The following is a 23,613-nucleotide window of genomic DNA, read 5'->3' as shown; positions in this document are numbered from 1 at the left end:
AACCCCTCTACAGGCCGCGCTGCGCGCCCCTCGAGCCGCGCCGGGAAGCGTAGCGCTGCCAGGCGACCAGGAACATCCCGACCGCGCCGAGCGCGAGCCCCGCGCTCGCCGTCGCCAGCCAGATGCCCACGCTGTACCCGAGCAGATGAAGTGTGACGAGGACGCCGAGCGCGACCGCCCACGACGCGCTGCCCAGGACAAGGGCCGGACCGAGGTCGGTCAACGGCTTGGGCAGGTCAGGTGGCGGTATGCGTTCGTGTGAATCGACCACACCGGGAAGGCTACCGGGCTCCGTCCGTGCCGGCGGGACGAGTGCGACACGGATGCCCTGTGTGTGCGTAAGACTCCTGGTCGTGACGAATGGCCCGGCTTGCGGACCGGCTCGCGAGGGCGGGTAGGTAGGCTGTGCGAATGGCCGATCCTGGGCAGGAACGCACGCTGGCGAGCCGCTTGCGGCTGGCAGTGGTACGTCTGAACCGGAGGTTGCGCGCGCAGCGGTTGAGCACCAATGTCTCGCTCACGCAGTTGTCGGCGCTGTCGACACTGCACAAGTGCGGGGCGATGACGCCGGGTCAGCTCGCCGCGAAGGAGGGAGTGCAGCCGCCGTCGATGACGCGCGTGATCGTGGCGCTCGAGCAGCTCGGCTACATCGCGAGGACGGCCCACCCCACCGACGGGCGTCAGGCCATCGTGGAGCTCAGCCAGGCAGGCGTCGACTACGTGCACGCCAATATCACGATGCGGGAGGCGTGGCTGGACGAGCGGCTCGCCCAGCTGTCCGAGGAGGAGCGCGCGGTGCTGGCCAGGGCAGCGGAGATCATCGAACGGATGGCCGCGCAGTAGTCGTGGCGGCAGGGGTATGAGCCCGCTCGGAAGGACCCCTTGCCGAATCGATGAGGTTAGGCTAACCTTATACATGTCCGCTTCGTGGTGGGAGCGGCAGTCAGTTCGGGAACAGCCGGGGTCCCGTCGCGGTACCGTCCGCGGCGGGACCCCGTGCTCGTAGGAAACCCTACCGGGGGTGCGGCACTGCCGGTACCCGGTCGAGCTCGACGCCGAGGCGGGAGCGGTAGGTGGCGAGTACGTCCTCGTCGCTGTCCAGCACCGTCTCGCTGCGCTGCTCGTGCACGGACTCGATGAGCCGGTTGCCGCTGACGGTGACGCGCCCGCCCGGCACGCGACGTGAGCAGGTCGTGTTCCTGGTGAAGTGGGAGTCCGGGCAGGTGGCGTGATACCAGCAGGTCGGTACGAAGTCGCGCAGCTCGCGAGCCCGTGCCTCGATCCGGTAGATGGGTGTGTCTTCGCGGTAGAGGTCACGGTCCCCGTTGTCCACACCCACGATGCGGTACTCGCCGTCCTCGTCGGGTTGCGGCTCGCGGGAGTCGAGCCGCAAGGGGCGCACGGGGCCGCGCCCGAAGCCGACGTCGACCAGCCAGGGTTCGTCCAGGTCGACCCGTAGCGCGAGGTGGTCGAACGGTGGGCCGAGGTCGCCGTCGCCGGTGTACACCCGTGCCGACTGGTGTGTGACGGTGAACCCCAGGGCGCGCAGCAGCATGGCGAACGCGCCGTTGAGCTCGTAACAGAAGCCGCCTCTCCTCCGGTGCACCAGCTTGTCCACCAGGCTGGTCTCCTCGAGCTCGATGCGCTCGCCGAGATGGATGGACAGGTTCTCGAAGGGAACGGTCTCCAGGTGCCGGAGGTGCAGCTCCGCGAGGGTCGCCCGGTCGGCCGTGGTGACGTGCGGGGCTTGGATGCGGCGCAGGTAGGCCTTGACGGTGGTGGGGTCCATGCTGGCGGAGCGTGTCACTTCGAGTGCGGTCGAAGTCAATCGGTTTCCCGCGGGCCCCTGGATGCCGACTACCGCAGCCGACCGGCGGCGGACACAAGAAACGGGGCCCTCCCCTCGCGGGGAGAGCCCCGGGGCCTGTGCACAGGCCGGCTGATGAGTAGGGACGCGAGACGGGCCGCGCTCGATCAGGAGAGCAGCAGGCCGTTACCGCCGTTGCGGGCGTTGTCGAAGCGGCGCCCGATCTCCGCCCAGTTGTAGACGTTCCACAGCGCCTTGACGTAGTCCGCCTTCACGTTCTTGTACTGCAGGTAGAACGCGTGCTCCCACACGTCGGTCATCATGATCGGCACGGTCGGCAGCGCCAGGTTGTTGTGGTGGTCACGCAGCTGCTGGATGATCAGCTTCTTGCCGATCGGGTCCCAGGACAGCGCGGCCCAGCCGTTGCCCTGGATGGTGGTGGCAGCGGCGTTGTAGTGTGCCTGGAACTTGTCGAAGGAGCCGAAGCTCTCGTCGATCGCGGCCGCGAGCTCACCCGTGGGCTTGTCGCCGCCTTCCGGGTGCAGGATCTTCCACCACACGACGTGGTTGGCGTGCCCGGCCAGGTTGAAGGCCAGCGTGGTCTCCAGGCCGACGATGGAGCCGTAGTCACCCGCCTCGCGGGCGGCCTCGAGCTTCTCCATCGTGTCGTTGGCACCCTTGACGTAGGTCGCGTGGTGCTTGCTGTGGTGCAGCTCGTTGATCTCGCCGGAAATGTGCGGTTCGAGCGCACCGTAGTCGTAGTCGAGTTCAGGAAGCTCGTACAGGGCCATGCGCCCTCCTTGGGTCCGGTTGTGTCACTGTACCGATGACGTTCGCTTACCAAACCTAGTAGTGCGCGTGGTAGCGGGCGAACGGGGTGCACCGGTGATCGTCCGGAACCAGCTTGCTCCTTCGAGCACGCTCGAAGTCAACGCGCGTGTTGCGGGAACCACATCGCGCTTATCGATATATCGACAAATTCCCCTACGCTGCCTGGAGTTCGGGAATGTCGTCGGCGAGCTCGCCGAGGACCGCGATGTTCAGCTCGTAGGCCAGCAACGACTCCTCCACGATGGACCGTCGCTCGCGGTCGGTCCACGGCGAACTGTCCAGGAGCGCGCGATAGGTGGTGCGGAACGCGTGCGGGTTCGTGATGCGGTCGAACCGGTAGAAGAGCGCACCGTCGTCCGTGATGCCGTAGGTGTCGCGCAACAGCCGCCGCACGACCTGGCCACCGGCGAGGTCGCCGAGGTAGCGCGTGTAGTGGTGCGCGACCAGCCCGGCCGGGCTGTCGAACGCGACCGCGCGCATCCGCTTGCAGTACCTGCGCGTGGCCGGTAGCGGGTCGATCGCCGTGCGCCACCCGGGGCCGAGCAGGTAGGCGAGGTCCGCGGAGAGTGCCGGCAGCCGGGTGAGCTCGTCGAGCGCGAAACGCCCCCCGAGTGGGTGGTGGCGCATCGCGCGGGTGGCCTCCTCCAGCGTGTGGTACACGAAGTAGTACTGGCCCGCCAGCTGGGCGTAGCTCTCGATGCTCAGCGACCCCGCGAGCAGCTCGGTCATGTACCGCGACCGGTGCGCGCGGTCGTGCGCCTCGCTCGTGGCGCTCCGCAGCGCCTGGGACAGCGAAACCAGGTCCGTCGGGTGCTGCGGTGCGTGCGCCATGAATGACTCCGTTCCGTGTTCGAAACGTCACAAGCCGTCAGTGCGAGCTTAAAGTACACGCACGTCCGGGACCACCCCCTAGGCCGTGTCTCTCGATCCCACTTGCCTGCTGCGCGGGGCCAGCGCGGCGGCTGGCGGCGTTCTCGTCGCCACCGATAGGGACCACTACCGGCGGCTCCTCCAAGCGCGACCCGATGCCAGCCACCACGCTGATCCCCGCTCGCGACGGAGGGGATCAAGAGACACGGCCTAGAGCAGGCTCCATTCGTGTACCGGCGCGCCGTCCACAGCGCGGTCGATGTAGCCGGCGAGCATCCGGTTCAACGCCTCGCGCCGGTCGAAACCGCGCGCCTCGAGCCGCATCACCGACTCGCGCTGCCAGTCCGAGCCGTTGCGCCGGGCGATGCACCGCTGCCGCAGCACATCGAGGTAGTAGTCGGCGAGCGCCGCGGGGACGCCGGAGGACCGCAGGCCCTCGTGCGCCAGCGGGATCAGCACCCGCAGGGCGAGCTCGTCCGGGGGGACCCACCCGATACCCGGCCAGTACAGATCCGCGTGCATCCCGTGCCGCGCGCCCGCGTAGAGGTTCTCCTCCGCTGCCTGGAAGGACATCTGTGTCCAGACCGGTCGCTCGGCGTCGGCGAGAGCGCGCTGCGCGCCGTAGAAGAACGCCGCGTTGGCGAGCATGTCGATCACCGTAGGTCCCGCGGGCAGCACGCGGTTCTCGATGCGCAGGTGGGGAGTGCCGTCCACGACGTCGTAGACAGGGCGGTTCCAGCGCCAGACGGTGCCGTTGTGCATGCGCAGCTCGGACAGCTGCGGTGCCGACCCGGCCTCCAGGGTCTCCAGCGGGTCCTCGGCATCGGTCTCGGGCAGCAGGCCGGGGAAGTACCGGACGTTCTCCTCGAACAGGTCGAAGATCGAGGTGACCCACCTCTCGCCGAACCACACCCTCGGCCGTACCCCCTGCGTCTTCAGCTCCTCCGGCCGGGTATCGGTGGCCTGCAGGAACAGCGGGACCCGTGTCTCGTGCCAGAGGGCCTTGCCGAGCAGGAACGGCGAGTTGGCGCCGATCGCGAGCTGCACGCCTGCCAGGCACTGGGCCGCGTTCCAGTGCGTGGCGAAGTCCTCCGGCCCTACCTGCAGATGCAGCTGAGCCGAGGTACACGCCGCCTCGGGAAGGATCGTGTCGGCGTAGCTGTGCAGCCGGTCGGGCGAGCTTCCCAGCAGCGGAGCCCCGTCCATCTGGAGAAGGGTCCGTTCGCCACGCGCCGCCAGGATCTCGTTGTTGAGCAGGCAGTACCGCTGGTTGTCGGTCAGCCACTCGGAGCGGAAGTGCTCGCTCGTCAGCGTGGGCAGGATGCCGATGACCACCAGATCCCCGCAGGCATCGCGGGCCGTCGATGCGGCCCCCGCGAGGTAGCCGTGCAGCTCTCGCTCCAGCTCGCCGAGGGAGTCGCCTGCGAGCGGCCGGGGGCGCACGTTGAGCTCGAGGTTGTGCTTGCCGAGCTCCGTGGTGAACACCGGGTCGCCCAGCCGCTCGAGCATCAGCGTATTGCTCATCGACGGGCGCAACGCCCGGTCCACGAGGTTCAGCTCGAGCTCGAGGCCGATGCGCTTGTGCGGGAAGGAGAAGCTGCCGTCGGCGAGCATCCGCTCGAGTGCGTCCAGGCAGCGCTGCACCTTGTGGCGGTACGGCATCCGGTCGCGCGGGCTGAGCGGTTCGGCCGAGGTATCCGTCCCGGCTGTCGCGACACCCACGTCGCCGTGCCCGGCACCGGTCTGGTGCGGGATGTGCGCGTAGCTCTGCTCGGAATCTTCGCTACCGGCAGTCCAGGCGCGGCTCTCCGGGACGCTGACAGGTTCCGCCTGCGCATCCGTTGCTGCGCCACAGCTTGTTGTCACCACTCACCTCGACCATCACTCTCTCGATCGCACGCACTCCTTGATGGCACACCTGTGGCGGACCCCGACGGCTCACCGTGACACAGCATCTCCGCGGCCTGCTAGCGGCCAAATTGGTGCACCCGTGCGGGAATCTGATCACTCTGCGCATTGTCAGCGGGGAGTTTTGCGCACGACGGCGAGTATTCGAGTGAATTCGCCGGGATCGGGCCGCCGTCCGGGGCCGTGCTCGTGCACGGTGCGGACGGCACGTGGCATCGGTGCGTGGCTCGTGGCCCGCCAGGCGGGTGGCACACTCTGAAGGATGGCCGAGGTGATCCGCGTCGCCAGCAGTACCGACCGGAGGGTCGACGACTTCCGCGACCTCGCCAGGGCGGACCGCAGGCCGGACCGCCCTGGCGGGCGGGGACTGGTGATCGCGGAGGGAACCGTGGTCGTGCGGCGTATGCTCGCCTCGCCGTACCCGATCCGGGCCGTGCTCGGGGTACAGCGCCGGGTGACCGAGCTGGCCGACGATCTCGACGGAACGGACGTGCCGGTGTATGTCGCCGACGCGGAGACCATGGCGGAGGTCGTCGGGTTCCACCTCAACAGGGGCGTACTCGCGGTCGCCGACCGTGCCCGGCTTCCGGACGCGGAGGCCGTCGCGCGACAGGCGTCGACGGTCGCGGTGCTGGAAGGCGTCGGTGACCACGAGAACCTCGGAGCGCTGTTCCGTAACGTCGCCGCACTCGGCGTGGGTGGCGTCCTGCTGGGGCCGGGGTGTTCCGACCCGCTGTACCGCCGCAGCGTGCGGGTGTCCATGGGGACGGTGCTGCGGGTACCGTTCGCGCCGCTCACGCCGTGGCCGGAGGGCGTCTCCCTGCTGCGCGGGTACGGCTTTCACGTCGCGGCACTCACGCCGTCCGCGGGCTCGCAGGACCTCGCCGGGTTCGCGGGGCGCGGTCACGGGCGTGTGGCCCTGCTGCTCGGCTCGGAAGGTCACGGGCTGTCCCGGGAGGCCATCGACGCGGCGGACACTGCCGTGCACATCCCCATGGCGGACGGGGTGGACTCGCTCAACATCGCAACCGCGGGCGCGGTCGCGTTCTACGAGCTGACCAACAGGGCCGCGCACGAACCGGACAGGGATGGTTCGCCGCCGGACCACCCGGTGCCCACCGAGGGCTGGTGACGGCGGGATCGTGCGGGGGTCGCGTACGTGGCTGATGTATGAGCCCGCAGGATCCGGCGGGAACGGCAGGCTACCGTGAATGCACCGATCCTGGGCTGACGAGGAGGTGCGGGGTGGAGCTGCGGATCCACGACGGGCGCGCGGTGCTGGCTGAACGCGACGGCACCGGCGGTGAGGACGCGGCTCGGGAGGTTCAGCCCGAGCAGCTCCCGCTCGGCGCGGAGCTGGCCGCGGCACTGCACGAGTGGGCGCGGGTGGGCAGCGCGGTGCAGCAGGCGCGGGACGGCCGTGAGGCAGGGCTCAGTGAGCCCGGCCAGGATGCGATGGGTCTGATCACCCAGCGCGGACGCCAGCTCGCCGGCAGGGTGGCCACGCAGCTACGCAGGCCCGTGCACGTGATCGACCCGGTGACCGGGGCAGCCAGCGTCGCGGTCCCCGATCCCGCGAGCGAGCAGGGCGGCCCCCGGCACGCCAGCCCGCACGGGACGCGACTGTTCCGCAGATCCCCCGGGGAGCCGACCCCGTGGGGATCCGGGCTGGCCGTGTCCGCGTTCACGGGGGTCTTCGTCTTCGTCGGGCTGCTCGCGCTTGGAAGGGCAACCGGTGACGACTCCGGCGGCAGCTGGCACTCGCTGGCCGCGGCGCTGCTGGTCACGCTCGGCCTCGCGCCGTCCCTCTGGCTGGGGCGCCGGGTGCCCGTGCTGCGCTGGGTGTGCTTCGGGGCTGCCGCCGGGCTCGTGGCGTCCTGGACGGCATTGCTGATCACCTGGCTGTAGCCGCTACTCCCCCAGGGTTCGAGCCCGCGTCAGCGGGGCGGTACGGGGCGGTCGCCAGGGCTCAGCTGCCGCGCTGGGAACGGACGCCGAGCAGCACATCCTCCCAGGCAGGCACCACCGGATGGTGTTTCCTGCGCCGCACGCCGGACCCGTCGGCGCTGTCCGGACCCGCGGGAACGGTTGGCAGCTCGGTGGTGTCGTCGTCGGGTTCCGGTACTGGCGCGTCCGCACCGGTCATGCCGGTACCAGGGGGCTCGGTGCCGTGCGTGCCGGGTGGGGTGTCGCCGTGCGGTAGCTGCCCGTTGTGCGCGTGGTAGCTCTCGCCGTCACCGGAGGAGTCGAGCGTGGGCTGCTCGGTCCCGGCCGCCGTACGGGCAGCGGAGATCGGCTCCACCGGGCGCAGCGTGCGCGGGGCGCGGTGCGCGTGCGGGTTGAGCATCTCCTCGGCATCGGCGTCGAGGTCGGTGACGGTGCCGCCGTGCGAACCCGAGGTGAACACCCAGTGCGCGGTGTTGTCCGAACGACCGGCCGTCCACCGTAGCTGGATGACCCACTTGCCGTCCTCGCCGCGCCACGCGTCCCAGCCTGCCTTGGTGTAGTCCTGACCGCGCACCCCGAAAGCGTGCGCGACCACTTCACCGAGCGTGCGGACATCCGGCCCGTCCTCCCGCACCGGGTGCGCTTGCTGGGCGAGCTCGGCGACGCGGGCGCGCTCGAGCAGCACGGGGTGGGCGTACCGCTCGACTCGCTGCATGGGGATGCCGGCGCTGGTCGCCACGTGCTCGACGGACTCCCCGCCCCGGATCCGCGCCTGGATCTCGCGTGGCCGCATGTGGCTCTCCAACTCGATCTGGATCTGTCCAAGCCGCGTGATGTCGCCGCGGGCGGCCGCGCGTAGCCGGTCGTCGGCGGGGATCTGGAACTGTTCGCCGGTGTCGGGATGCTCGCAGACGACGGACGTGCCGTCCTCTCCCAGCCCGACAACCCTCAGCGTGCGCATCTCCCGCCTCCCACGACGTAACGTACTGCGCGCTCAGGATAGTTCGGCGAGTCGGCTTGACCCCGCAGGCACGCCGAGTCGTGAGTGATCTTGTCGCGAACGACAGCGTGGTGGTCACCCGTTCGGGGTGACCACCACGCGTGGTTCGATCGGTTTGCCGAGTATTACGAGGTGCGCTCGACGATCCAGTCGACGCACTGGATCAGGGCGCTGATGTCGTCCGGCTCGATGGCCGGGAACATGCCGACGCGGAGCTGGTTACGACCCAGCTTGCGGTACGGCTCGACGTCGATGATGCCGTTGGCACGCAGCGTGGCAGCGAGCTGAGTGGCATCGACCTCGTCGGAGAAGTCGATGGTGCCGACCACGTGCGAGCGCAGCTCGGCCTCGGAGACGTAGGGGCTGGTGTAGCTGGTCTTCTCGGCCCACTCGTACAACCGGCGCGCGGACTCCGCCGTGCGCTTGGTCGTCCACTCCAGCCCGCCGCCTTCGAGCATCCACTCGATCTGGTCGGCGAGCAGCAGGAGCGTGCCCACGGCAGGGGTGTTGTACGTCTGGTTCTTGCGCGAGTTGTCCAGTGCCGTGGTCAGCGAGAGGAACTCGGGAACCCACCTGCCGGAGTTGCCGATCTCCTCGATGCGTTCGACGGCGGCGGGGGAGGCCAGTGCCACCCAGAGCCCGCCGTCCGACGCGAAGCACTTCTGCGGGGCGAAGTAGTAGACGTCGAAGTCCTCGGCGGCCACGGGCAGCCCGCCCGCACCACTGGTGGCGTCGATCGTGACGAGCGCGCCCTCGCTGCCCGCGGGACGTCGCACGGGCACGGCGACGCCGGTGGAGGTCTCGTTGTGCGCCCAGCCGATGATGTCGGCGCCGGGCTGGTAGGTGATCTCCGGGGCCGTGCCCGGTTCGGAGGAGACCACGATCGGGTCGGACAGGAAGGGCGCGCCCTCGGTGACCTTGGCGAACTTCGAGGAGAACTCGCCGTAGGTGAACAGTTGGGCGCGTTCACGGACCAGACCGAAGGCCGCGGCATCCCAGAACGCCGTTGTTCCGCCGTTGCCGAGCAGCACTTCGTACCCGTCGGGCAGGTTGAACAGGTCTCGCAGCCCCGTGCGCACGCGACCCACGAGGTCCTTGACCGGCTTCTGCCGGTGCGAGGTGCCCATCACGGCCGCGCCCTCGCTCGCGAGGTGCGCGAGCTGCTCGGTGCGGACCTTGGAAGGGCCACAGCCGAACCGCCCGTCGGCTGGTTTGATGTCGTCGGGAAGTGTCAAATCAGCGGCATCGGTCATGGGGACAGTCTGTCACGCGCGCCAACCGCGCTCGTCGACACCGCCGGGGATCGGGGCCTTCGGATCATAGGGAGTGCGCGTGAAGACGAAAGTCGCCAGCTCCAGGTGCCGGGGTGTGCCGTCCGTGCCACGGCCGACACGTAGCGTCTCGCCGGAGTAGTACCCGTCGAGCCCTTCCCAGCGGTCCTGGCCAAGCGGGCGGAACCGGGACGCCCGGCCCTTGCCGGATGCCGGGTAGAGGTCCAGCCACCCGTCGGGGAGCGCCCGCACGTGGAACGGGGTGGGGCCCCAGTGCCACAGGCCGGTGAGTTCGAGCAGCGCCGGGTCGACGTGCGCGGGCTGCCACGGCACGGGGAGCGCCGGCTCGTGCTCGTCGGCCAGCCCGATGAGGTCGAGGACGAGACCGAGTATCGCCGGGCCCGAGGTGGTGTTGGCCATCGCCAGCGCGCCGGTCCCCGTCGCCGGGTCGATCATCGCCGAGGCGAGGAACCCGGGCATCGAACCGGTGTGCCCGGCCAGGACGCGCCCCTGGTGGCGTACCAGCTGGAAACCGAGGCCGTAGCCTGCGACCCAGGCGTCGCTGCTGTCCACGGCCGCCACCTCGCGCATCGCGGCGACGGTGTCGGGGCGCAGGATGCCGCCGGTGTGCCCGCCGACGAGCGCGACGAAACGCGCGAGGTCGGTGACGGTCGACCACAGCTGCCCGGCGGGAGCCATGGCCCCCGCGTCGTGCGCGGGCTCGGGCAGCACGACGTCGGCGAACGGGTGCACGGCCCACCCCGTGGCGTGGCGCCCCTGCGGGTGCGCGCTCGTCCGGTGCATGCCGAGGGGGTTGAGGATCTCGGTGCGCAGCGCGTCCAGCCAGCTCGTGCCGCGGTGCCGGGCGACCAGCTCACCGAGGGTGCCGTAACCGACGTTGGAGTAGTGGAAGCGCCCGCCCGGCCGGAGCTTGACGGAGTCGCTGTCCAGGCGGGAGGCGAGCCCGGGCCAGTCGGTGCCGGGGCTGCGTTCCCACCATTCGCCGGGGGACTCCGCGGTCAGGCCCGAGGTGTGGGACAGCAGCTGGGCGATGGTCAGGTGACCGAGCTCGGTGCCCGGCAGGTGCCGTTCCAGCGGGTCGTTCAGCTCCAGCGCCCCTTCGTCGCGCAGGCGCAGCACCAGCAGGGCGATGAACGGCTTGGTGATCGAGCCGATGCGGTACTGCGTGTCGTTGTCCGGCTCGATCCGCTGGGCCGCGCCGGTGCCGGCGCCGGACCCGTCGCTGGGGCTGTCCAGGTAGCCACGCGCGCCGGACCAGGTGATCTTCCCGTCCCGCACGACGGCAGCGACAAGGGAGGGCGCGCGCCCGGTGGCCTGCTCGGTCGCGATGCGCCGCAGGAGCGCGAACTCGGTCGTCGGTAGCATGCGCGCCATTCTGCCGCCCGAGCATTGTGCCGCCCGCCACACCCCGACCCGGGTTGTGCTGAATGACGCTTTCAGCTCGCGCGGTGGACTGAAAGCGTCATTCGGCTCGCATCCTAGGGTGGGGTGACGGCCTGCCAGCCGTCCACCGCGTCCGGGTGGCGCGGCCCGGGGCCGACGTAGGTGGCCGAGGGGCGGACCAGGCGACCGGTGCGCTTCTGCTCCAGGATGTGGGCGCACCAGCCCGCAGTCCGGGCGCAGGTGAATATCGCAGGCATCATGTGCGTAGGGACCTCGGCGAAGTCCAGGACCAGCGCCGCCCAGAACTCGACGTTGGTCTCGATCGGCCGGTCCGGCCGCCGCTCGCGCAGCTCGGTGAGCGCGGCCTGCTCCAGAGCCTCCGCTGCCTCGAACCTGGGTGCCCCGAGCTCCTTGGCTGTGCGGCGCAGCACCCGTGCACGTGGGTCCTCGGCCCGGTACACGCGGTGCCCGAAGCCCATCAGCCGCTCGTTGCGGTCCAGGATGCCGCGCACCACCCCGCGGGCGTCTCCGGTTCGTTCGACCTCGTCGACCATCGGCAGCACCCGCGCGGGCGCGCCCCCGTGCAGCGGACCGGACATGGCGCCGATGGCGCCGGACAGCGCCGCCGCCACATCGGCCCCGGTGGAGGTGATCACCCGTGCGGTGAACGTGGAGGCGTTCATGCCGTGTTCGGCCGCCGAGACCAGGTAGGCGTCGATCGCCTTCACGTGCGCCGGGTCCGGGTCGCCGCGCCACCGGGTCATGAACCGCTCGGCGATCGTCGACGCCTCGTCCACCCGCGCCTGCGGTACCGCGGGCTGGTGGATGCCGCGCGCCGACTGGGCCACGTAGGACAGCGCCATCACCGCGGCGCGCGCCAGCTGCTCGCGGGCCTGCTCGTCGCTGATGTCCAGCACCGGCTCGTAGCCCCAGATGGGCGCGAGCATCGCCAGCGCTGCCTGCACGTCGACCCGCACGTCGCCGGAGTGCACGGGCAGCGGGAACGGTTCGGCAGGCGGCAGGCCCTGCCCGAAGGAGCCGTCCACGAGCAGTGCCCAGACGTCGCCGAAGGTGACCTTGCCCGCGAGGTCCTCGATGTCGACCCCGCGGTAACGCAGCGCACCGCCGTCCCGGTCGGGTTCGGCGATCTCGGTGCGAAACGCGACCACACCTTCCAGTCCCGGCCGGAAGCCGTCGTCGTGATTCTGCTCCTGTGCCGGCTGTGTCATAGCGACTCCTCACCTTGCCTGATTAGCGGGTGCTGATCGCTCGCATGGCGGAAGGTGGACGCCACGCTGCGTTAGCTGCGCTTACTGTGCACTGCCCCTCGGGGGTGGGGCAATCGGCCGTGCGGTGTGATCGGTCACGTCTACCGAGCATCGTAGAGTGCCGGACCGCACGCCGGGGAGGATTCGGCGGTGCGATGGGCTCGAAAGGGCTCTTTCGTGACCGTGCCGGCACCCACTACCGTCGGTACGTTCGTCTTCGTGCGGGAGGGTGGCCGATATGACCGAGTTCGCAGCGGACAGCAAGAACGCCGGGGTAGTTCTGCCCGCTATGCGGGTGTCGTACGAGGGGACGTCGCTCGACGTGTCCGATCTGGCCGATACCTGGACCGAGCAGCTCCAGCGCTGGCTGGACGAAGCGGTCGCGGCGGGGGTGCCCGAGCCGAACGCGATGGTGCTGGCCACTGCCGACGACGATGGCAAACCCTCCTCTCGCACGGTGCTGTGCAAGGGCCTGAGCGAGCGCGGCATCGCCTTCTACACCAACTACACCTCCGCGAAGAGCCACCACCTCAGCGGCGTGCGGTACGCCTCGGTGACGTTCCCGTGGTACGGGCTGCACCGGCAGGTGAACCTGCGCGGGGAGGTGGAGAAGGTCGGCGCCGCCGAGACCGCGGAGTACTGGGCTTCCCGGCCGCGCGGGTCCCAGCTCGGCGCGTGGGCCTCGCCGCAGTCCGGGGTCGTGCCCGACCGCAGGAACCTGGAGAACGCGCTGCAGGTCGTGGAGCGCCGTTTCGCCGACACCGACGAGATCCCGCCCCCGCCGCACTGGGGCGGATGGCGGATCCGGCCGGAGACGGTGGAGTTCTGGCAGGGCCGCGAGAACCGTATGCACGACCGGCTGCGCTACGTCCGCCACGACGGCGAGTGGCGGATCGAGCGGCTCGCCCCGTAACCACACAGCACGACACCGGCAGGGGACGGGTACCGCGCGCGGCGCACCGGTAGCCTGCCTGGCGTGAGTCACGGGCATGTTCTGGTCACGCGAGAGCTGACGGACGCGGCCATGGCCGCGGCGCGGGAGCTGGGTCGTGAGGTCGTCGTCGGAGGTGCCGGTCCCCCGGAGCGCGGGTGGCTGGTCGAAGCGGCGCGCGGTGCGAGCGCGATCGTGTGCACGCTGACCGAGCGGATCGATGCGGAGGTGCTCGACGCCGCGGGGGCCGGGCTGCGCGTGGTGGCGAACGTGGCCGTCGGCTACGACAACGTGGATGTGCCCGCCGCCCGCGAGCGTGGGGTCACGGTGACCAACACGCCGGGAGTGCTCGACGCGGCAACCGCCGACCTGACCATGGCCCTGCTGCTCGACCTGGCGCGCAGGGTGTCGGAGGGCGACCGGTTCCTGCGCGACGGTACGCCGTGGATCTGGGGCCCGCGCATGTTCGTGGGGCTGGATGTCTCGGCGGGCTGCACGCTGGGCATCGTGGGTTACGGGCGGATCGGCCGGGCGGTGGCTCGCCGGGCGCGCGCGTTCGACATGCGGGTACTTGCCTTCAGCCCGAGCCTGCCACGTTCCGGAAGCGACGCGGACGGTGTGGAGTACGCCGAGCTGTCCACAGTGCTCGAGTCCAGCGACATCGTGTCATTGCACACGCCGCTGACGTCCGGGACCAGGCACCTCGTGGACGCCGTGGCACTGGCCTCCATGCGAGAGCACGCGCTGCTGGTCAACACGGCGCGTGGCGGCGTGGTGGACACCGACGCGCTGGTGGCCGCGCTACGGGCGGGGGAGATCGGGGGTGCGGCGCTGGACGTGTTCGAGCACGAGCCCCGGGTGGACCCGCGGCTGCTCGAACTCGACAACGTGGTTCTCACGCCCCATATCGCCAGCGCGGGACAGTCGACCCGCGACCGCATGGGCACGCTGGCCGTCGACAACGCTGCCGCCGTGCTCGCCGGTGCGGCACCGCCGACGCCGGTGGTGGACTGGTCGCCCGCGGGTTCGTAGCGGGCGTGCTGGTGCCCGGTGTGCGCTGCGTCTGCCACATCTCGGAGGTGTATCGCGCGGGTGCCGCGCGGAGGGGCCGACGGCGCCGGACGGCTCGCACACCGCGGGAACCGTGTCCGTGTAGATCAGCGGGACGGTGACGGCGATGATGGCGACGGGGAGTCCGAACAGGACCCGGTAGTGCCGGAACGGTCCGCACCCGGTGCCAGGCGACCGGATGGCTCAGGTGCGCGGCGTGGCGACCGCAGGCGGCTGCCAGCTCACTCGCTTGCCGTGGAGGCGCGCACGATCAGCTCGGGGACGACGGCGACCCGCCTGGTGCTCTCGGTGGCCCCGGAGAGCTGGTCGGTGAGCATCCGCACCACCTCGGCTGCCATGTGCCGCTGCGGCTGGCGGATCGTGGTAAGCGGTGGTTCGGCGAGCTCGGCGTAAGCGATGTCGTCGAACCCGGTGACCTGCACGTCGTCCGGTACCCGGACACCGCGCCGGGTCAGCGCGCGTAGCACGCCGAGGGCGATCGTGTCGTTGCCGCAGACGATCGCGTCGGGCAGGTCGTCCCCGTCCAGCAGGCGCGTGGCCGCCTCCTGGCCCCATTCGATGGTGAAGTCGCCGAGCAGCACCGGCCCGTGTGGACCGTCGAGGCGCGTAGCCGCGCGCCGGTAGCTGTCCAGGCGTTCCTGGGAGGACGAGTCGGAGGGCGATGCGCCGACGAAGGCCAGGCTCCGCGCGCCCCCGGCGAGGACGTGTTCGATGACCTGCACGATGCCGGCATCGTTGTCGACCCCGACCCATCCGCTGACGTTTCCCTCCAGCCGGAGGTCCAGCTGGACGGTCGGGACCCTTGTCGAGGCGAGCTGGGTCGCCGACGCGCTGCGCTCGCGGTGGCACGGGATCGTGATCAGCGCGTCGACACGCCGGTCCAGCAGGGCCTGGATCTGCCGCAGCTCGACATCGGGGTCGTAGTGCGACGTGCCGAGCAGGAGGCTGCGCTGCCCCTCCTGGAGCTGCTGCTCGATGGCCTCGACCATGGTGGCGAAGAACGGGTTCGAGATGCGGGGCACGACCATGCCGATGGTGTGTGTCGTCCTGCTCCGCAGGGCGGCCGCGACGGCGTTCGGTTCGTAGTTCAGCTCGCGCGCCGCGGCGAGTACCCGCTCGTGGTTCTCCGGCCGGACACCTCGCTTACCCGACAGCGATCGGGACGCTGTGGCGACCGAGACCCCCGCTCGAGCCGCGACGTCGTGAATCGTGGCGCCCACGGGTCGTCCTCCCCAGTACCGCGTTTCCGTAATCGGTTTCCGTCATCGTACACACTATTGATGCGGTGTCCGCTACGCAATGGTTTCCACGTGCGGGGCGATATCTCGTCGTATGCCCGCCGTAGTAGCCCCTTGACAATCGAGGCCGTTCGCCCGACAGTGTTGTGCATCACGGTAATCGATTTCCGTCAGCTGATCGGTAGGAGGCAACCGCATGGACGTCGGCACCAGCCACCCGGAGGTGGTCGTCGTCGGGTCACTCAACATGGACGACGTCGTCCCGGTCGCGCAGCTTCCGGGGCCGGGCGAGACGCTCCTCGGGGGCGAGGTCCACGAGTCCGTGGGAGGCAAGGGAGCCAACCAGGCGATCGCCGCGGCACGCCTCGGCAGGACCGTCGCCTGTGTCGGTCTGGTAGGTGCCGACAGCGCCGGTGCGGCGATCCGCGGGCGGTTGCGGGACGAAGGGGTCGCGGTCGAGGCCATCGGCACGGACGGGCACGCCCGCACCGGCAAGGCCTACGTGTTCGTCGAGAGCGCCGGGGAGAACACCATCGTGGTCAGCCCCGGAGCCAACGGCCTGCTCGGCGCGGAACAGGTGTACGCGGCACGCGAGATGCTGTCCCGTGCCTCCGCCGTCATCGTCCAGATGGAGATCCCGGACGAGGCCATCGCCGAGGCGATCCGGCTCGCGGGCGGCACCGTGATCCTCAATCCCGCACCGGCGCGGCCCGTGCCCGCGAAGATCCTCCGGCAGGTGGACGTGCTCGTGCCCAACCGTTCCGAGCTCGGCGTGCTGACCGGGGAGGACGAACCGCACACGGTTGCCAGAGCCGGTGAGCTGGCGCTGCGCGTGACGGATCCCGGTGCGGTGGCGGTGACCCTCGGCGAGCGCGGGGCACTGCTGATCCGCGACGGGGCACCAGTGCACGTCCCTGCCGCCGAGGTGCCGGTCGTCGACTCGACGGGAGCCGGCGACACCTTCTGTGGCGCGCTCGCCGATGCCCTCGTGCGGGGCGAGGACCTGCCAGCGGCCGTGGAATGGGCCGTACGAGCCTCCGCGTACGCGGTCTCGGCGGTCGGGGCCCAGTCCGCGATGCCGTTCCGCGCTCAACTCTGCGAACCCCGTACCCGAGCCAGTTGTGCCTGAACCGACACCGAGAAGGAAGTAGCGAGCGATGGACGTAATACTCGATGTCGACACCGGAGTCGACGACGCGCTGGCGTTGTTGCTGGCGCTACGGGCGCCCGACGTGAACGTCCGGGCGATCACCTGCGTGGACGGCAACGTCGACGTGGACAGCGTGGTCACCAACACCCTCGCGGTGCTGGACGCGGCGCGGGCACCGCAGATCCCGGTCGCTCGCGGTTGCCCCCAGCCGCTCGCGGCGGAGCGCATCCACGCGCAGCAGGTGCACGGCTGCGACGGCCTCGGCGGGGTGCGGCTTGCCGATCCCGGGCGCGAGCCGGTCGAGGCGCACGCGGTGGAGGTGCTCCGCCGCACCCTGCTCGACTCCGCGAAGCCGCTCACCGTCGTCACACTCGCCCCGCTCACCAACGTGGCTGTCCTGCTGACCTGCTACCCCGAGCTGGCCGATCGGATCGATCGCATGGTGGTCATGGGCGGCTCGGCCGGGTTCGGCGGGAACGACAGTGTCGCGGCGGAGTTCAACCTGTTGCACGACCCGGAGGCGGCGGACATCGTATTCCGCAGCGGCGTACCGATCACCATGTACGGGCTGGATGCCTTCTACGAGGTCACAGTGGACACCGAGACGGCGCACGGGCTGTCCGGCTCCACCGACCCCGCGGGCGCGCTGGCCGGGAGCCTGCTGCTCGCGCAGGCACAGCGGTTCGCGACGCGGGAGGTCACGATCGGGGACGCGGGCGCGGTGGCGGCCGCGATCTGGCCGGAGCATATCGACACGGACCCGCATCACGTCCGTATCGAGCTGCACGGTGCGCATACCCGGGGTAGCACGGTCGTCGACCAGCGTGCGCGCAGGGGCATCCTCGCGGGGCGCGCCAGCGGGGCGCACAACGCGCGCGTGGTGTGGTCGGTCGACGAGGCGGCGCTGCGCGAGACGTTCCTGACGGCGGTGTCCCGTCACGCCCAACCCGTCTCCACGGTGGCCTGAGCCCCGCGGACAACGACCGGAAAGGAGATGGGTATGCAGGTGTTGTGGGGTGCGGGCGGGATGCTCGCGATCCTGGCGATCGCCTTCGCGCTGTCCACCGACCGCCGTGCGATCCGCCCGCGAACCATCCTCGCGGCGCTGGCGATCCAGATCGGGATCGGCGTGGTCGTGTTGTACTGGGAACACGGCGAGCGGGCACTGCTCGCGCTGGCGAACGGCGTCGAGGTCGGCGTCGGCAGCGCGAACGAGGGCATCGACTTCCTGTTCGGTCCGATACTCCCGGACAACGAGATGGTCTTCGCCTTCCAGGTGCTGCCCATCATCGTGTTCATCGCCTCGGTCACCGCCGTGCTGTACCACTGGAACATCCTGCAGTGGGTGGTACGCATCGTCGGCGGGGCGCTGCGGTTGGTACTCGGCACGAGCCGCCCGGAGTCGATGGCCGCCACGGCGAACGTCGTCCTGGGGCAGACGGAGTCACCGCTTGTGGTGCGGCCCTACCTGGCCCGGATGAGCCGGTCCGAGTTCTTCGCCGTGATGGTCTGCGGTCTGTCCACTGTCGCGGGAACGGTACTCGTCGGGTACTCCATGCTCGGCGCGCGGATGGAGTACCTGCTCGCCGCCGCGTTCATGGCCGCGCCCGCGGGCCTGCTGATGGCGAAGATCATCGTGCCCGAGCCGCGCGGGGTCGCGCCGGAGCAGAGCGAGCGTTCCGGCAGTGAGGTGCTCGTGCCCGCGGGCGTGGGCGGTGACAGCGAGACGGCGGACCGGGTCGGCAGCGGCACCGGGCGTGCCGGTGAGCGTTCCGCGCCGGTGTCCGGCGGTGCCGGGTCCGGGGGTGACGAGGGTGGGGACGACGGCCCGCTCGACGACGCCCCGGACAACGGTGGCGGCAAGCACCGCAACGTCATCGACGCCGCCGCGGGAGGTGCCTCCGAAGGGCTGAAGCTTGCGCTGAACATCGGCGCCATGCTGCTCGCGTTCATCTCGCTGATCGCCTTGCTCAACATGCTTCTCGGCACGATCGGTGGGCTGTTCGGGGTCCCGGACCTGAGCTTCCAGCAGATCCTCGGGTACGTGTTCGCGCCTGTCATGTCCGTGATCGGCGTACCGTGGGAGGAGGCCGTCAGTGCGGGAAGCTATCTGGGGCAGAAGATCGTGCTCAACGAGTTCGTCGCGTTCGCCGAGTTCGCGCCGAACGCCGCTGAGTTCTCCGACAAGACCGTCACCATCACGACGTTCGCGCTGACGGGATTCGCCAACTTCGGTTCCCTGGCGATCCTGCTGGGCGGGTTGGGCAGCCTGGTGCCGCACCGGCGCCCCGAGATCGCGCAGCTCGGCGTCCGCGCGATCCTCGCGGGGACGCTCGCGAACCTGCTCAGCGCCACTATCGCGGGAGTCCTCGTCTGATGATGTCGATGCGTGGCGGTCACACGAATACGAGGAGGTGCGCATGCACGACGAACTGAATATCGCTACACCCGACCGTATCCGGCGGGCACCCAAGGTGCTCCTGCACGATCACCTCGACGGTGGCCTGCGCCCGTCCACGGTGATCGAGCTGGCCGAGGCGCACGGGTACCGCGAGCTGCCGAGTACCGACAGCGAGGAGCTCGGCCGGTGGTTCGTGGACTCGGCCAACTCGGGCTCTCTGGAGCGGTACCTGGAAACGTTCGCGCACACGGTCGGGGTGATGCAGAGCGCGGAGGCGCTGTTCCGGGTCGCGGCCGAGTGCGCCGAGGACCTGGCTGACGACGGCGTGGTCTACGCCGAGGTCCGTTACGCCCCCGAGCTGTTCCAGGAAGGTGGGCTGGAGCTGGCTGAGGTCGTCGAGGCCGTCGAAGCCGGGTTCCGGGAAGGCGAGCGGCGCACGGCGGCCGCCGGCAGGCGGATCCGGGTCGGGACGTTGCTGTGCGCGATGCGGCAGAACGCCAGGGCCGCGGAGATCGCCAAGCTCGCGGTGGACTACCGGGACGACGGCGTGCTGGGCTTCGACATCGCCGGTCCGGAGGCCGGGTTCCCGCCCACCTGGAACCGGGAGACATTCGAGTACCTGCGCAGGCAGAACGCGCACTTCACGATCCACGCGGGTGAGGCCTTCGGGCTGCCCTCGATCTGGGAGGCGATCCAGCACTGCGGCGCCGAACGGCTCGGCCACGGGGTGCGCATCGTCGACGACATCAGCACGACCGGGAGCGGGTCGGTGCGGTTGGGGCGGCTGGCCTCCTACGTGCGGGACCGGAGGATCCCGCTGGAGATGTGCCCGACCTCGAACGTGCAGACGGGCGCCGCGCCGTCGATCGCCGAACACCCCATCGGCCGGTTGCGCAGCCTGTACTTCCGGGTCACGGTCAACACCGACAACCGGCTGATGGGCGGGACCACCATGTCGCACGAGTTCGAGAAGCTGGTCGACACCTTCGGCTACACCCTCGACGACATGCAGTGGTTCACGGTGAACGCGATGAAGTCGGCGTTCCTGCCCTTCGACGAACGGCTCGCGCTGATCAACGATGTGATCAAACCCGGGTACGCCGGTATCCGCGCGGAGCGCCTGTTCACCCAGGCAGGCGGGGAGCGCACGGCCCGCTAGCGTGCGGCGTGGTTCGCCGGGCTCACCGGTGGTGGTCCCGGCACCGGTGGGTGGTCAGCGTGTCGAGCAGGGTCATACGGATGTCGTGACCGTCGACGATGCTGTCGAGCAGCAGCAGGATCTCGCCGACGCGGCCGCTGCGTTCACGCTCGTTGATCGAGCCGTACCAGCCGCGCAGGAACGCGAGCTGGTCGATGAGCTCCTCGCGGGTCATCGGCCGTGGCCCTACAGCCCGCGCTCGGCGCCGTCCCGGACCCGGCCCGGCAGCGGGCGGTGGCGCCCCTGCCGGGGCGGCCGGTGCCAGGCGGGGCGGCGAAGCCGCACGGAGCGCCACGGCACGAGCGTCAGGAAGGGCAGGGCGAACAACAGCAGCAGCCAGATCCAGTACATGGTGTCTTCCCCAAGAGCTACGATGCGTACGGTCCGTAGTTGACGTAGGACCGATGGTGAACGGGTTCGGGCTTCCATACTGGGTGGCCGTGACCGGGCGCGGAAGCACTCGCGCGGTCACGGCCTGGTTGTGACCGGCGGACGAGGGGTTGTGATCCGACGTGAGCGTGTCTCCGCTGCTGCAGTACTTCGCCGACGAGCTACGGATCGCCCGGGAGTCCGCAGGCATGACGCAGGAGCAACTCGCGACGTGTGCCTATGTCAGTAAGTCGACAATCGCGATGGTGGAGACGTGTCAACGTCCGCCCAAAAAGGACCTCACCACCGCGCTCGACAGCACCTTCGACACGGAAGGGCGATTCGAGCGGATGCGGGAGGCACTGCTGAAGGCCGAGGTCGCGCCCGAGTGGTTCCTGCCGTGGCGAGATCGCGAGCGAGAGGCGACGGCCTTGCGCTCGTATCACTCGGGGCTCGTGGAGGGCTTGTTACAGGCGCCGGACTATATCCGGGCGGTTCTGCGGGCTGATGCGTCCTTGACCGACGACGACGTCGATCAGCGTGTGGCCGCCAGGCTTGAACGCCAGTCGATCTTGGCGGTGGAGAACCCGCCGATGCTCATCGCGGTTGTCGATGAAGCTACTCTCCGGCGCCCGGTGGGCGGGCCTCAGGTGATGCACGCCCAGTGCCGGTATCTCCTGGAAGCCAGCCAGCGGCCACGTACGTTGATTCAGGTCATCCCGTTGTCGGCCGGGATGCATCCCGGCCTGGACGGTCCGTTCGTCATCGCCAGCTTCGATGGTGCCGGTGAGGCGGTATACCTCGACGGCCAGCGCGGGTTCATCGTCGATCGGCCGGAGGTAATATCTGCGGTGAAGGCGTCGTGGGAGACGCTGCGGGCGGAGGCGCTCTCGCAACGGCAATCAGCAGACTTGATCGCGGAAGTGGCAGAGTCATGGATCAGCAACGACAGCTAGTGTGGCGCAAGCCCAGCCGATCCGGCAGCAATGGCGGTGGTTGTGTCGAGGTGGCGTTGCCGGGGGCCCGCGCGCTGGTACGAGACACCAAGGACCGTCAGGGTGGCACTCTGACGGTGCCGTTCACCGCGTGGCAGGCGTTCACCGCGCACCTGCACGAGCGATGAGCTCATTCGTTCGCGAGGAGCGGGGCGAACAGCAGCAGTCGGCCTAGCTCAGCCCCAGTACCTGGCGAAGGCCCTGATCAACCTGTTTCACGAGCTCGGTAGGCAGCACGCCCACGGGCCCCGTCAGGTCGTGTTTGTCCACCGTGACGACGGCGGTTACGTTGACAACAGAATCCTTGGGTAAGCCACTCGCAACTGCGGGAACAAAGACGTTGCCGGGCATCGCCGCGAGGCTGGTGTTCGACGTCATGGCTACGGCCAGCGCGGTTGCGAGCTTGCTGGCGTTGTATGGCTCGGACTGGACGATAAGGACCGGGCGTTCCTTGGCGGGGCGGCTGCCTACCTGGTCACCGAGATCTACCCAGTAGACGCCTGCTCGTTGGATCACCAGTCACCTGACGCCTCGGTGAGGCGGGTACGGCCCGCCGTAGCCGCGTTCGTGTTGGAGTCGTCTTCCTCGGCGAGCGATACCGCCTCGTCGATGTGCTGCGCCAGCTCGCTGGACTCGAGTTCCTCGAGGTAGCGCTGCGCTGCACGGGCGTAGAACTCTGACCTGCTCAAATGCATGGCGGCAGCCCGCTTCTCCACACGGTCGAAGGTCGCATCGGGTATCGAGATGGCAGTTTTCATGGTTCGAGTATAACTCAGTATGAACATAACTGGCATGCCCTCTCCTCGCGGCCGGCGCCACGTGTACGCGGACCCGCCCGACGTGCGTGCTGAGCCGCCGGAACCGTACGTGATCCGTGGCAGCGGTATTCCCTGTCCCGATTCGGCAGGACACGCTGCCCGCCGGATGGTGGAATGGTCCCCGTCGAGCTGAGCCGGGAACACAGGGGGCGAGCCATGACGGGCTTCGGTGCACGCACCGATCCGTACACCCAGGAGCTGGCCGAGGGTGTCTTCGCCTACGTGCAGCCGGACGGCTCGTGGTTTCTCAACAACACCGGGATCGTCGTCGGTGACGACTCGGTGGTGATGATCGACCATGCCGGTACCGAGCGGCGTGGCCGTGCCCTGATGGACACGGTCGGTGCGCTCGGCGGGGTGCGCCCGGTGCGGTCGCTTGTCAACACCCATCACCATGCCGACCACACCTTCGGTAACTACCTGGTCCCGCCAGGGACATCGATCATCGGGCACGAGCTGTGCCGGGAGGAGGTCGTCGCGGCCGGAACCGCGGTGACCGGGTTCTTCGACGGCCCCGACTGGGGCGACATCCGGATCCGGCCACCCGAGGTCACCTTCACCGGCGCCCTGACCCTGCGGTGCGGCTCCACCCGCATCGAGCTGCGCCACTTCGGCATCCCGGCGCATACCACCAACGATGTGGTGGCCCACCTGCCCGACCAGGGCATCGCCTTCTGCGGTGACCTGCTCTTCACCGGTGGTACCCCGTTCGCCGTGCAGGGCAGCATCGGCGGCTGGCTCGCGGCGCTGGATCACCTGGAAAGGCTGAACGCGCCGTGCCTGGTCCCCGGGCACGGCCCGGTCGGCGGGGTCGAGCAGATCGCGGCGGTCCGGAACTACCTCGAGTTCGTCGCCGACTCCGCCGCCTCGGCGCACCGGAGGGGGATGTCTCCGCTGGAGGCCGCGCGCGAGCTGGATCTCGGGGAGTTCGCGGGGCTGACGGATGCGGAACGCATCGTGGGGAACCTGCACAGGGCCTACGTCGAGATCGACGATCCCGGCCACCTCGGCACGCCGCTTCCCGTGGCCGAGGTGTTCGGTGACATGCGGGCGTACCTCGGCGGCCCGCTGATCTCGAAGGCCTGACGGCGATCGAGGCCCGCGCGTCGCCGGGGTCGGTTGCTCCGATCGGACCT

At 69.8% G+C, this 23,613-nt stretch carries 26 protein-coding genes; 12 read left to right on the top strand and 14 right to left on the bottom strand.

Features of this window, described 5'->3' with window-relative positions; all coding sequences use genetic code 11:
* Positions 1–7: 7 nt before the first annotated feature.
* Entirely contained in the window at positions 8–271 is a 264-nt protein-coding gene (locus H0B56_RS19285) for a DUF2530 domain-containing protein (RefSeq protein WP_180894517.1), read from the bottom strand.
* Positions 272–411: 140 nt separating this feature from the next.
* Between H0B56_RS19285 and H0B56_RS19280 the strand changes: the two genes are divergently transcribed.
* Complete coding sequence (locus H0B56_RS19280; RefSeq protein ID WP_180894516.1) at positions 412–843, top strand: MarR family winged helix-turn-helix transcriptional regulator; 432 nt, start codon at positions 412–414, stop codon at positions 841–843.
* Positions 844–1,012: 169 nt separating this feature from the next.
* Here H0B56_RS19280 and H0B56_RS19275 read toward each other — a convergent pair whose 3' ends face one another.
* The 4 genes from H0B56_RS19275 to H0B56_RS19260 form a co-directional block, all read right to left on the bottom strand.
* Positions 1,013–1,789, bottom strand: a complete 777-nt coding sequence (locus H0B56_RS19275) for an arylamine N-acetyltransferase family protein (protein ID WP_180894515.1) — start codon at positions 1,787–1,789, stop codon at positions 1,013–1,015.
* A gap of 185 nt (positions 1,790–1,974) precedes the next feature.
* Positions 1,975–2,598, bottom strand: a complete 624-nt coding sequence (locus H0B56_RS19270) for a superoxide dismutase (protein WP_089301516.1) — start codon at positions 2,596–2,598, stop codon at positions 1,975–1,977.
* 193 nt (positions 2,599–2,791) lie between these two features.
* Complete coding sequence (locus H0B56_RS19265) at positions 2,792–3,469, bottom strand: biliverdin-producing heme oxygenase (protein ID WP_180894514.1); 678 nt, start codon at positions 3,467–3,469, stop codon at positions 2,792–2,794.
* Between the two features lie 249 nt (positions 3,470–3,718).
* Positions 3,719–5,170, bottom strand: a complete 1,452-nt coding sequence (locus tag H0B56_RS19260) for a glutamate-cysteine ligase family protein (protein ID WP_180894706.1) — start codon at positions 5,168–5,170, stop codon at positions 3,719–3,721.
* Between the two features lie 508 nt (positions 5,171–5,678).
* On the opposite strand from H0B56_RS19260, the gene H0B56_RS19255 reads away from it, so the two are divergent.
* Together H0B56_RS19255 and H0B56_RS19250 are read left to right on the top strand one after the other, a co-directional pair.
* Positions 5,679–6,548, top strand: a complete 870-nt coding sequence (locus H0B56_RS19255) for a TrmH family RNA methyltransferase (protein WP_180894513.1) — start codon at positions 5,679–5,681, stop codon at positions 6,546–6,548.
* A 113-nt stretch (positions 6,549–6,661) separates the two neighbouring features.
* Entirely contained in the window at positions 6,662–7,324 is a 663-nt protein-coding gene (locus tag H0B56_RS19250; RefSeq protein WP_180894512.1) for a DUF2537 domain-containing protein, read from the top strand.
* A gap of 61 nt (positions 7,325–7,385) precedes the next feature.
* Here the strand turns inward: H0B56_RS19250 and sepH are convergent, their stop codons facing one another.
* The 4 genes from sepH to H0B56_RS19230 form a co-directional block, all read right to left on the bottom strand.
* The gene (gene sepH / locus H0B56_RS19245) at positions 7,386–8,324 is read right to left on the bottom strand and encodes a septation protein SepH (protein WP_180894511.1); all 939 of its coding nucleotides are present in this window, start codon (positions 8,322–8,324) and stop codon (positions 7,386–7,388) included.
* 164 nt (positions 8,325–8,488) lie between these two features.
* Complete coding sequence (gene serC / locus H0B56_RS19240; protein WP_180894510.1) at positions 8,489–9,616, bottom strand: phosphoserine transaminase; 1,128 nt, start codon at positions 9,614–9,616, stop codon at positions 8,489–8,491.
* Between the two features lie 12 nt (positions 9,617–9,628).
* A complete protein-coding gene (locus tag H0B56_RS19235; protein ID WP_180894509.1) occupies positions 9,629–11,020 on the bottom strand; it encodes a serine hydrolase domain-containing protein in 1,392 nt (463 codons plus the stop codon).
* 113 nt (positions 11,021–11,133) lie between these two features.
* Positions 11,134–12,267 (bottom strand): citrate synthase 2, encoded by a 1,134-nt coding sequence (locus tag H0B56_RS19230; protein WP_180894508.1) that lies wholly within the window; start codon positions 12,265–12,267, stop codon positions 11,134–11,136.
* A gap of 277 nt (positions 12,268–12,544) precedes the next feature.
* On the opposite strand from H0B56_RS19230, the gene pdxH reads away from it, so the two are divergent.
* Both pdxH and H0B56_RS19220 read left to right on the top strand, forming a co-directional pair.
* The gene (gene pdxH / locus H0B56_RS19225; protein ID WP_180894507.1) at positions 12,545–13,219 is read left to right on the top strand and encodes a pyridoxamine 5'-phosphate oxidase; all 675 of its coding nucleotides are present in this window, start codon (positions 12,545–12,547) and stop codon (positions 13,217–13,219) included.
* 63 nt (positions 13,220–13,282) lie between these two features.
* Positions 13,283–14,269 (top strand): 2-hydroxyacid dehydrogenase, encoded by a 987-nt coding sequence (locus H0B56_RS19220; protein WP_343063963.1) that lies wholly within the window; start codon positions 13,283–13,285, stop codon positions 14,267–14,269.
* Between the two features lie 260 nt (positions 14,270–14,529).
* Here the strand turns inward: H0B56_RS19220 and H0B56_RS19215 are convergent, their stop codons facing one another.
* Positions 14,530–15,528 (bottom strand): substrate-binding domain-containing protein, encoded by a 999-nt coding sequence (locus tag H0B56_RS19215; RefSeq protein ID WP_180894506.1) that lies wholly within the window; start codon positions 15,526–15,528, stop codon positions 14,530–14,532.
* 214 nt (positions 15,529–15,742) lie between these two features.
* Between H0B56_RS19215 and H0B56_RS19210 the strand changes: the two genes are divergently transcribed.
* Genes H0B56_RS19210 through H0B56_RS19195 form a run of 4 tightly spaced genes read left to right on the top strand, consistent with a single transcriptional unit; the run spans position 15,743 to position 20,256 of the window.
* A complete protein-coding gene (locus H0B56_RS19210; RefSeq protein WP_180894505.1) occupies positions 15,743–16,675 on the top strand; it encodes a ribokinase in 933 nt (310 codons plus the stop codon).
* Positions 16,676–16,703: 28 nt separating this feature from the next.
* A complete protein-coding gene (locus H0B56_RS19205) occupies positions 16,704–17,663 on the top strand; it encodes a nucleoside hydrolase (RefSeq protein WP_180894504.1) in 960 nt (319 codons plus the stop codon).
* Positions 17,664–17,696: 33 nt separating this feature from the next.
* On the top strand, positions 17,697–19,073 hold the full coding sequence (locus H0B56_RS19200) for a NupC/NupG family nucleoside CNT transporter (RefSeq protein WP_180894503.1): 1,377 nt from the start codon (positions 17,697–17,699) through the stop codon (positions 19,071–19,073).
* Between the two features lie 43 nt (positions 19,074–19,116).
* Complete coding sequence (locus tag H0B56_RS19195; RefSeq protein ID WP_180894502.1) at positions 19,117–20,256, top strand: adenosine deaminase; 1,140 nt, start codon at positions 19,117–19,119, stop codon at positions 20,254–20,256.
* Between the two features lie 22 nt (positions 20,257–20,278).
* Here the strand turns inward: H0B56_RS19195 and H0B56_RS19190 are convergent, their stop codons facing one another.
* The gene (locus H0B56_RS19190; protein ID WP_180894501.1) at positions 20,279–20,470 is read right to left on the bottom strand and encodes a hypothetical protein; all 192 of its coding nucleotides are present in this window, start codon (positions 20,468–20,470) and stop codon (positions 20,279–20,281) included.
* An 11-nt stretch (positions 20,471–20,481) separates the two neighbouring features.
* On the bottom strand, positions 20,482–20,646 hold the full coding sequence (locus H0B56_RS19185; RefSeq protein ID WP_180894500.1) for a hypothetical protein: 165 nt from the start codon (positions 20,644–20,646) through the stop codon (positions 20,482–20,484).
* Positions 20,647–20,807: 161 nt separating this feature from the next.
* Here H0B56_RS19185 and H0B56_RS19180 point away from each other — a divergent pair, with 161 nt between their 5' ends.
* A complete protein-coding gene (locus tag H0B56_RS19180; RefSeq protein ID WP_180894499.1) occupies positions 20,808–21,620 on the top strand; it encodes a helix-turn-helix domain-containing protein in 813 nt (270 codons plus the stop codon).
* The gene (locus tag H0B56_RS19175; protein WP_180894498.1) at positions 21,599–21,787 is read left to right on the top strand and encodes a DUF397 domain-containing protein; all 189 of its coding nucleotides are present in this window, start codon (positions 21,599–21,601) and stop codon (positions 21,785–21,787) included. Before H0B56_RS19180 ends, H0B56_RS19175 begins: the two co-directional genes overlap by 22 nt.
* A gap of 43 nt (positions 21,788–21,830) precedes the next feature.
* Here the strand turns inward: H0B56_RS19175 and H0B56_RS19170 are convergent, their stop codons facing one another.
* Entirely contained in the window at positions 21,831–22,175 is a 345-nt protein-coding gene (locus tag H0B56_RS19170; RefSeq protein WP_343063962.1) for a type II toxin-antitoxin system PemK/MazF family toxin, read from the bottom strand.
* Complete coding sequence (locus H0B56_RS19165; protein WP_180894497.1) at positions 22,172–22,417, bottom strand: type II toxin-antitoxin system HicB family antitoxin; 246 nt, start codon at positions 22,415–22,417, stop codon at positions 22,172–22,174. The genes H0B56_RS19170 and H0B56_RS19165 overlap by 4 nt, the downstream gene beginning before the upstream one ends.
* A 216-nt stretch (positions 22,418–22,633) precedes the next feature.
* On the opposite strand from H0B56_RS19165, the gene H0B56_RS19160 reads away from it, so the two are divergent.
* Positions 22,634–23,563 carry an MBL fold metallo-hydrolase gene (locus tag H0B56_RS19160; RefSeq protein WP_180894496.1) on the top strand — a complete coding sequence of 310 codons (930 nt, stop codon included), beginning with the start codon at positions 22,634–22,636 and terminating at the stop codon, positions 23,561–23,563.
* The last annotated feature ends 50 nt before the right edge of the window (positions 23,564–23,613 follow it).

It is taken from the genome of Haloechinothrix aidingensis (genome assembly GCF_013450155.1).
Classification (GTDB): domain Bacteria; phylum Actinomycetota; class Actinomycetes; order Mycobacteriales; family Pseudonocardiaceae; genus Haloechinothrix; species Haloechinothrix aidingensis.
This window is presented reverse-complemented; position numbering and strand designations above follow the sequence as displayed.

Bases quoted from the DNA above. Each gene is read 5' to 3' on its own strand.
- H0B56_RS19195 (WP_180894502.1), top strand. From the start codon at position 19,117: ATGCACGACGAACTGAATATCGCTACACCCGACCGTATCCGGCGGGCA.
- sepH (WP_180894511.1), bottom strand. From the start codon at position 8,324: ATGCGCACGCTGAGGGTTGTCGGGCTGGGAGAGGACGGCACGTCCGTC.
- H0B56_RS19235 (WP_180894509.1), bottom strand. From the start codon at position 11,020: ATGCTACCGACGACCGAGTTCGCGCTCCTGCGGCGCATCGCGACCGAG.
- H0B56_RS19190 (WP_180894501.1), bottom strand. From the start codon at position 20,470: ATGACCCGCGAGGAGCTCATCGACCAGCTCGCGTTCCTGCGCGGCTGG.
- H0B56_RS19280 (WP_180894516.1), top strand. From the start codon at position 412: ATGGCCGATCCTGGGCAGGAACGCACGCTGGCGAGCCGCTTGCGGCTG.
- H0B56_RS19185 (WP_180894500.1), bottom strand. From the start codon at position 20,646: ATGTACTGGATCTGGCTGCTGCTGTTGTTCGCCCTGCCCTTCCTGACG.
- H0B56_RS19255 (WP_180894513.1), top strand. From the start codon at position 5,679: ATGGCCGAGGTGATCCGCGTCGCCAGCAGTACCGACCGGAGGGTCGAC.
- H0B56_RS19200 (WP_180894503.1), top strand. From the start codon at position 17,697: ATGCAGGTGTTGTGGGGTGCGGGCGGGATGCTCGCGATCCTGGCGATC.
- H0B56_RS19275 (WP_180894515.1), bottom strand. From the start codon at position 1,789: ATGGACCCCACCACCGTCAAGGCCTACCTGCGCCGCATCCAAGCCCCG.
- H0B56_RS19265 (WP_180894514.1), bottom strand. From the start codon at position 3,469: ATGGCGCACGCACCGCAGCACCCGACGGACCTGGTTTCGCTGTCCCAG.
- H0B56_RS19270 (WP_089301516.1), bottom strand. From the start codon at position 2,598: ATGGCCCTGTACGAGCTTCCTGAACTCGACTACGACTACGGTGCGCTC.
- H0B56_RS19160 (WP_180894496.1), top strand. From the start codon at position 22,634: ATGACGGGCTTCGGTGCACGCACCGATCCGTACACCCAGGAGCTGGCC.
- H0B56_RS19260 (WP_180894706.1), bottom strand. From the start codon at position 5,170: ATGCCGTACCGCCACAAGGTGCAGCGCTGCCTGGACGCACTCGAGCGG.
- H0B56_RS19210 (WP_180894505.1), top strand. From the start codon at position 15,743: ATGGACGTCGGCACCAGCCACCCGGAGGTGGTCGTCGTCGGGTCACTC.
- H0B56_RS19165 (WP_180894497.1), bottom strand. From the start codon at position 22,417: ATGAAAACTGCCATCTCGATACCCGATGCGACCTTCGACCGTGTGGAG.
- serC (WP_180894510.1), bottom strand. From the start codon at position 9,616: ATGACCGATGCCGCTGATTTGACACTTCCCGACGACATCAAACCAGCC.
- pdxH (WP_180894507.1), top strand. From the start codon at position 12,545: ATGACCGAGTTCGCAGCGGACAGCAAGAACGCCGGGGTAGTTCTGCCC.
- H0B56_RS19205 (WP_180894504.1), top strand. From the start codon at position 16,704: ATGGACGTAATACTCGATGTCGACACCGGAGTCGACGACGCGCTGGCG.
- H0B56_RS19175 (WP_180894498.1), top strand. From the start codon at position 21,599: ATGGATCAGCAACGACAGCTAGTGTGGCGCAAGCCCAGCCGATCCGGC.
- H0B56_RS19230 (WP_180894508.1), bottom strand. From the start codon at position 12,267: ATGACACAGCCGGCACAGGAGCAGAATCACGACGACGGCTTCCGGCCG.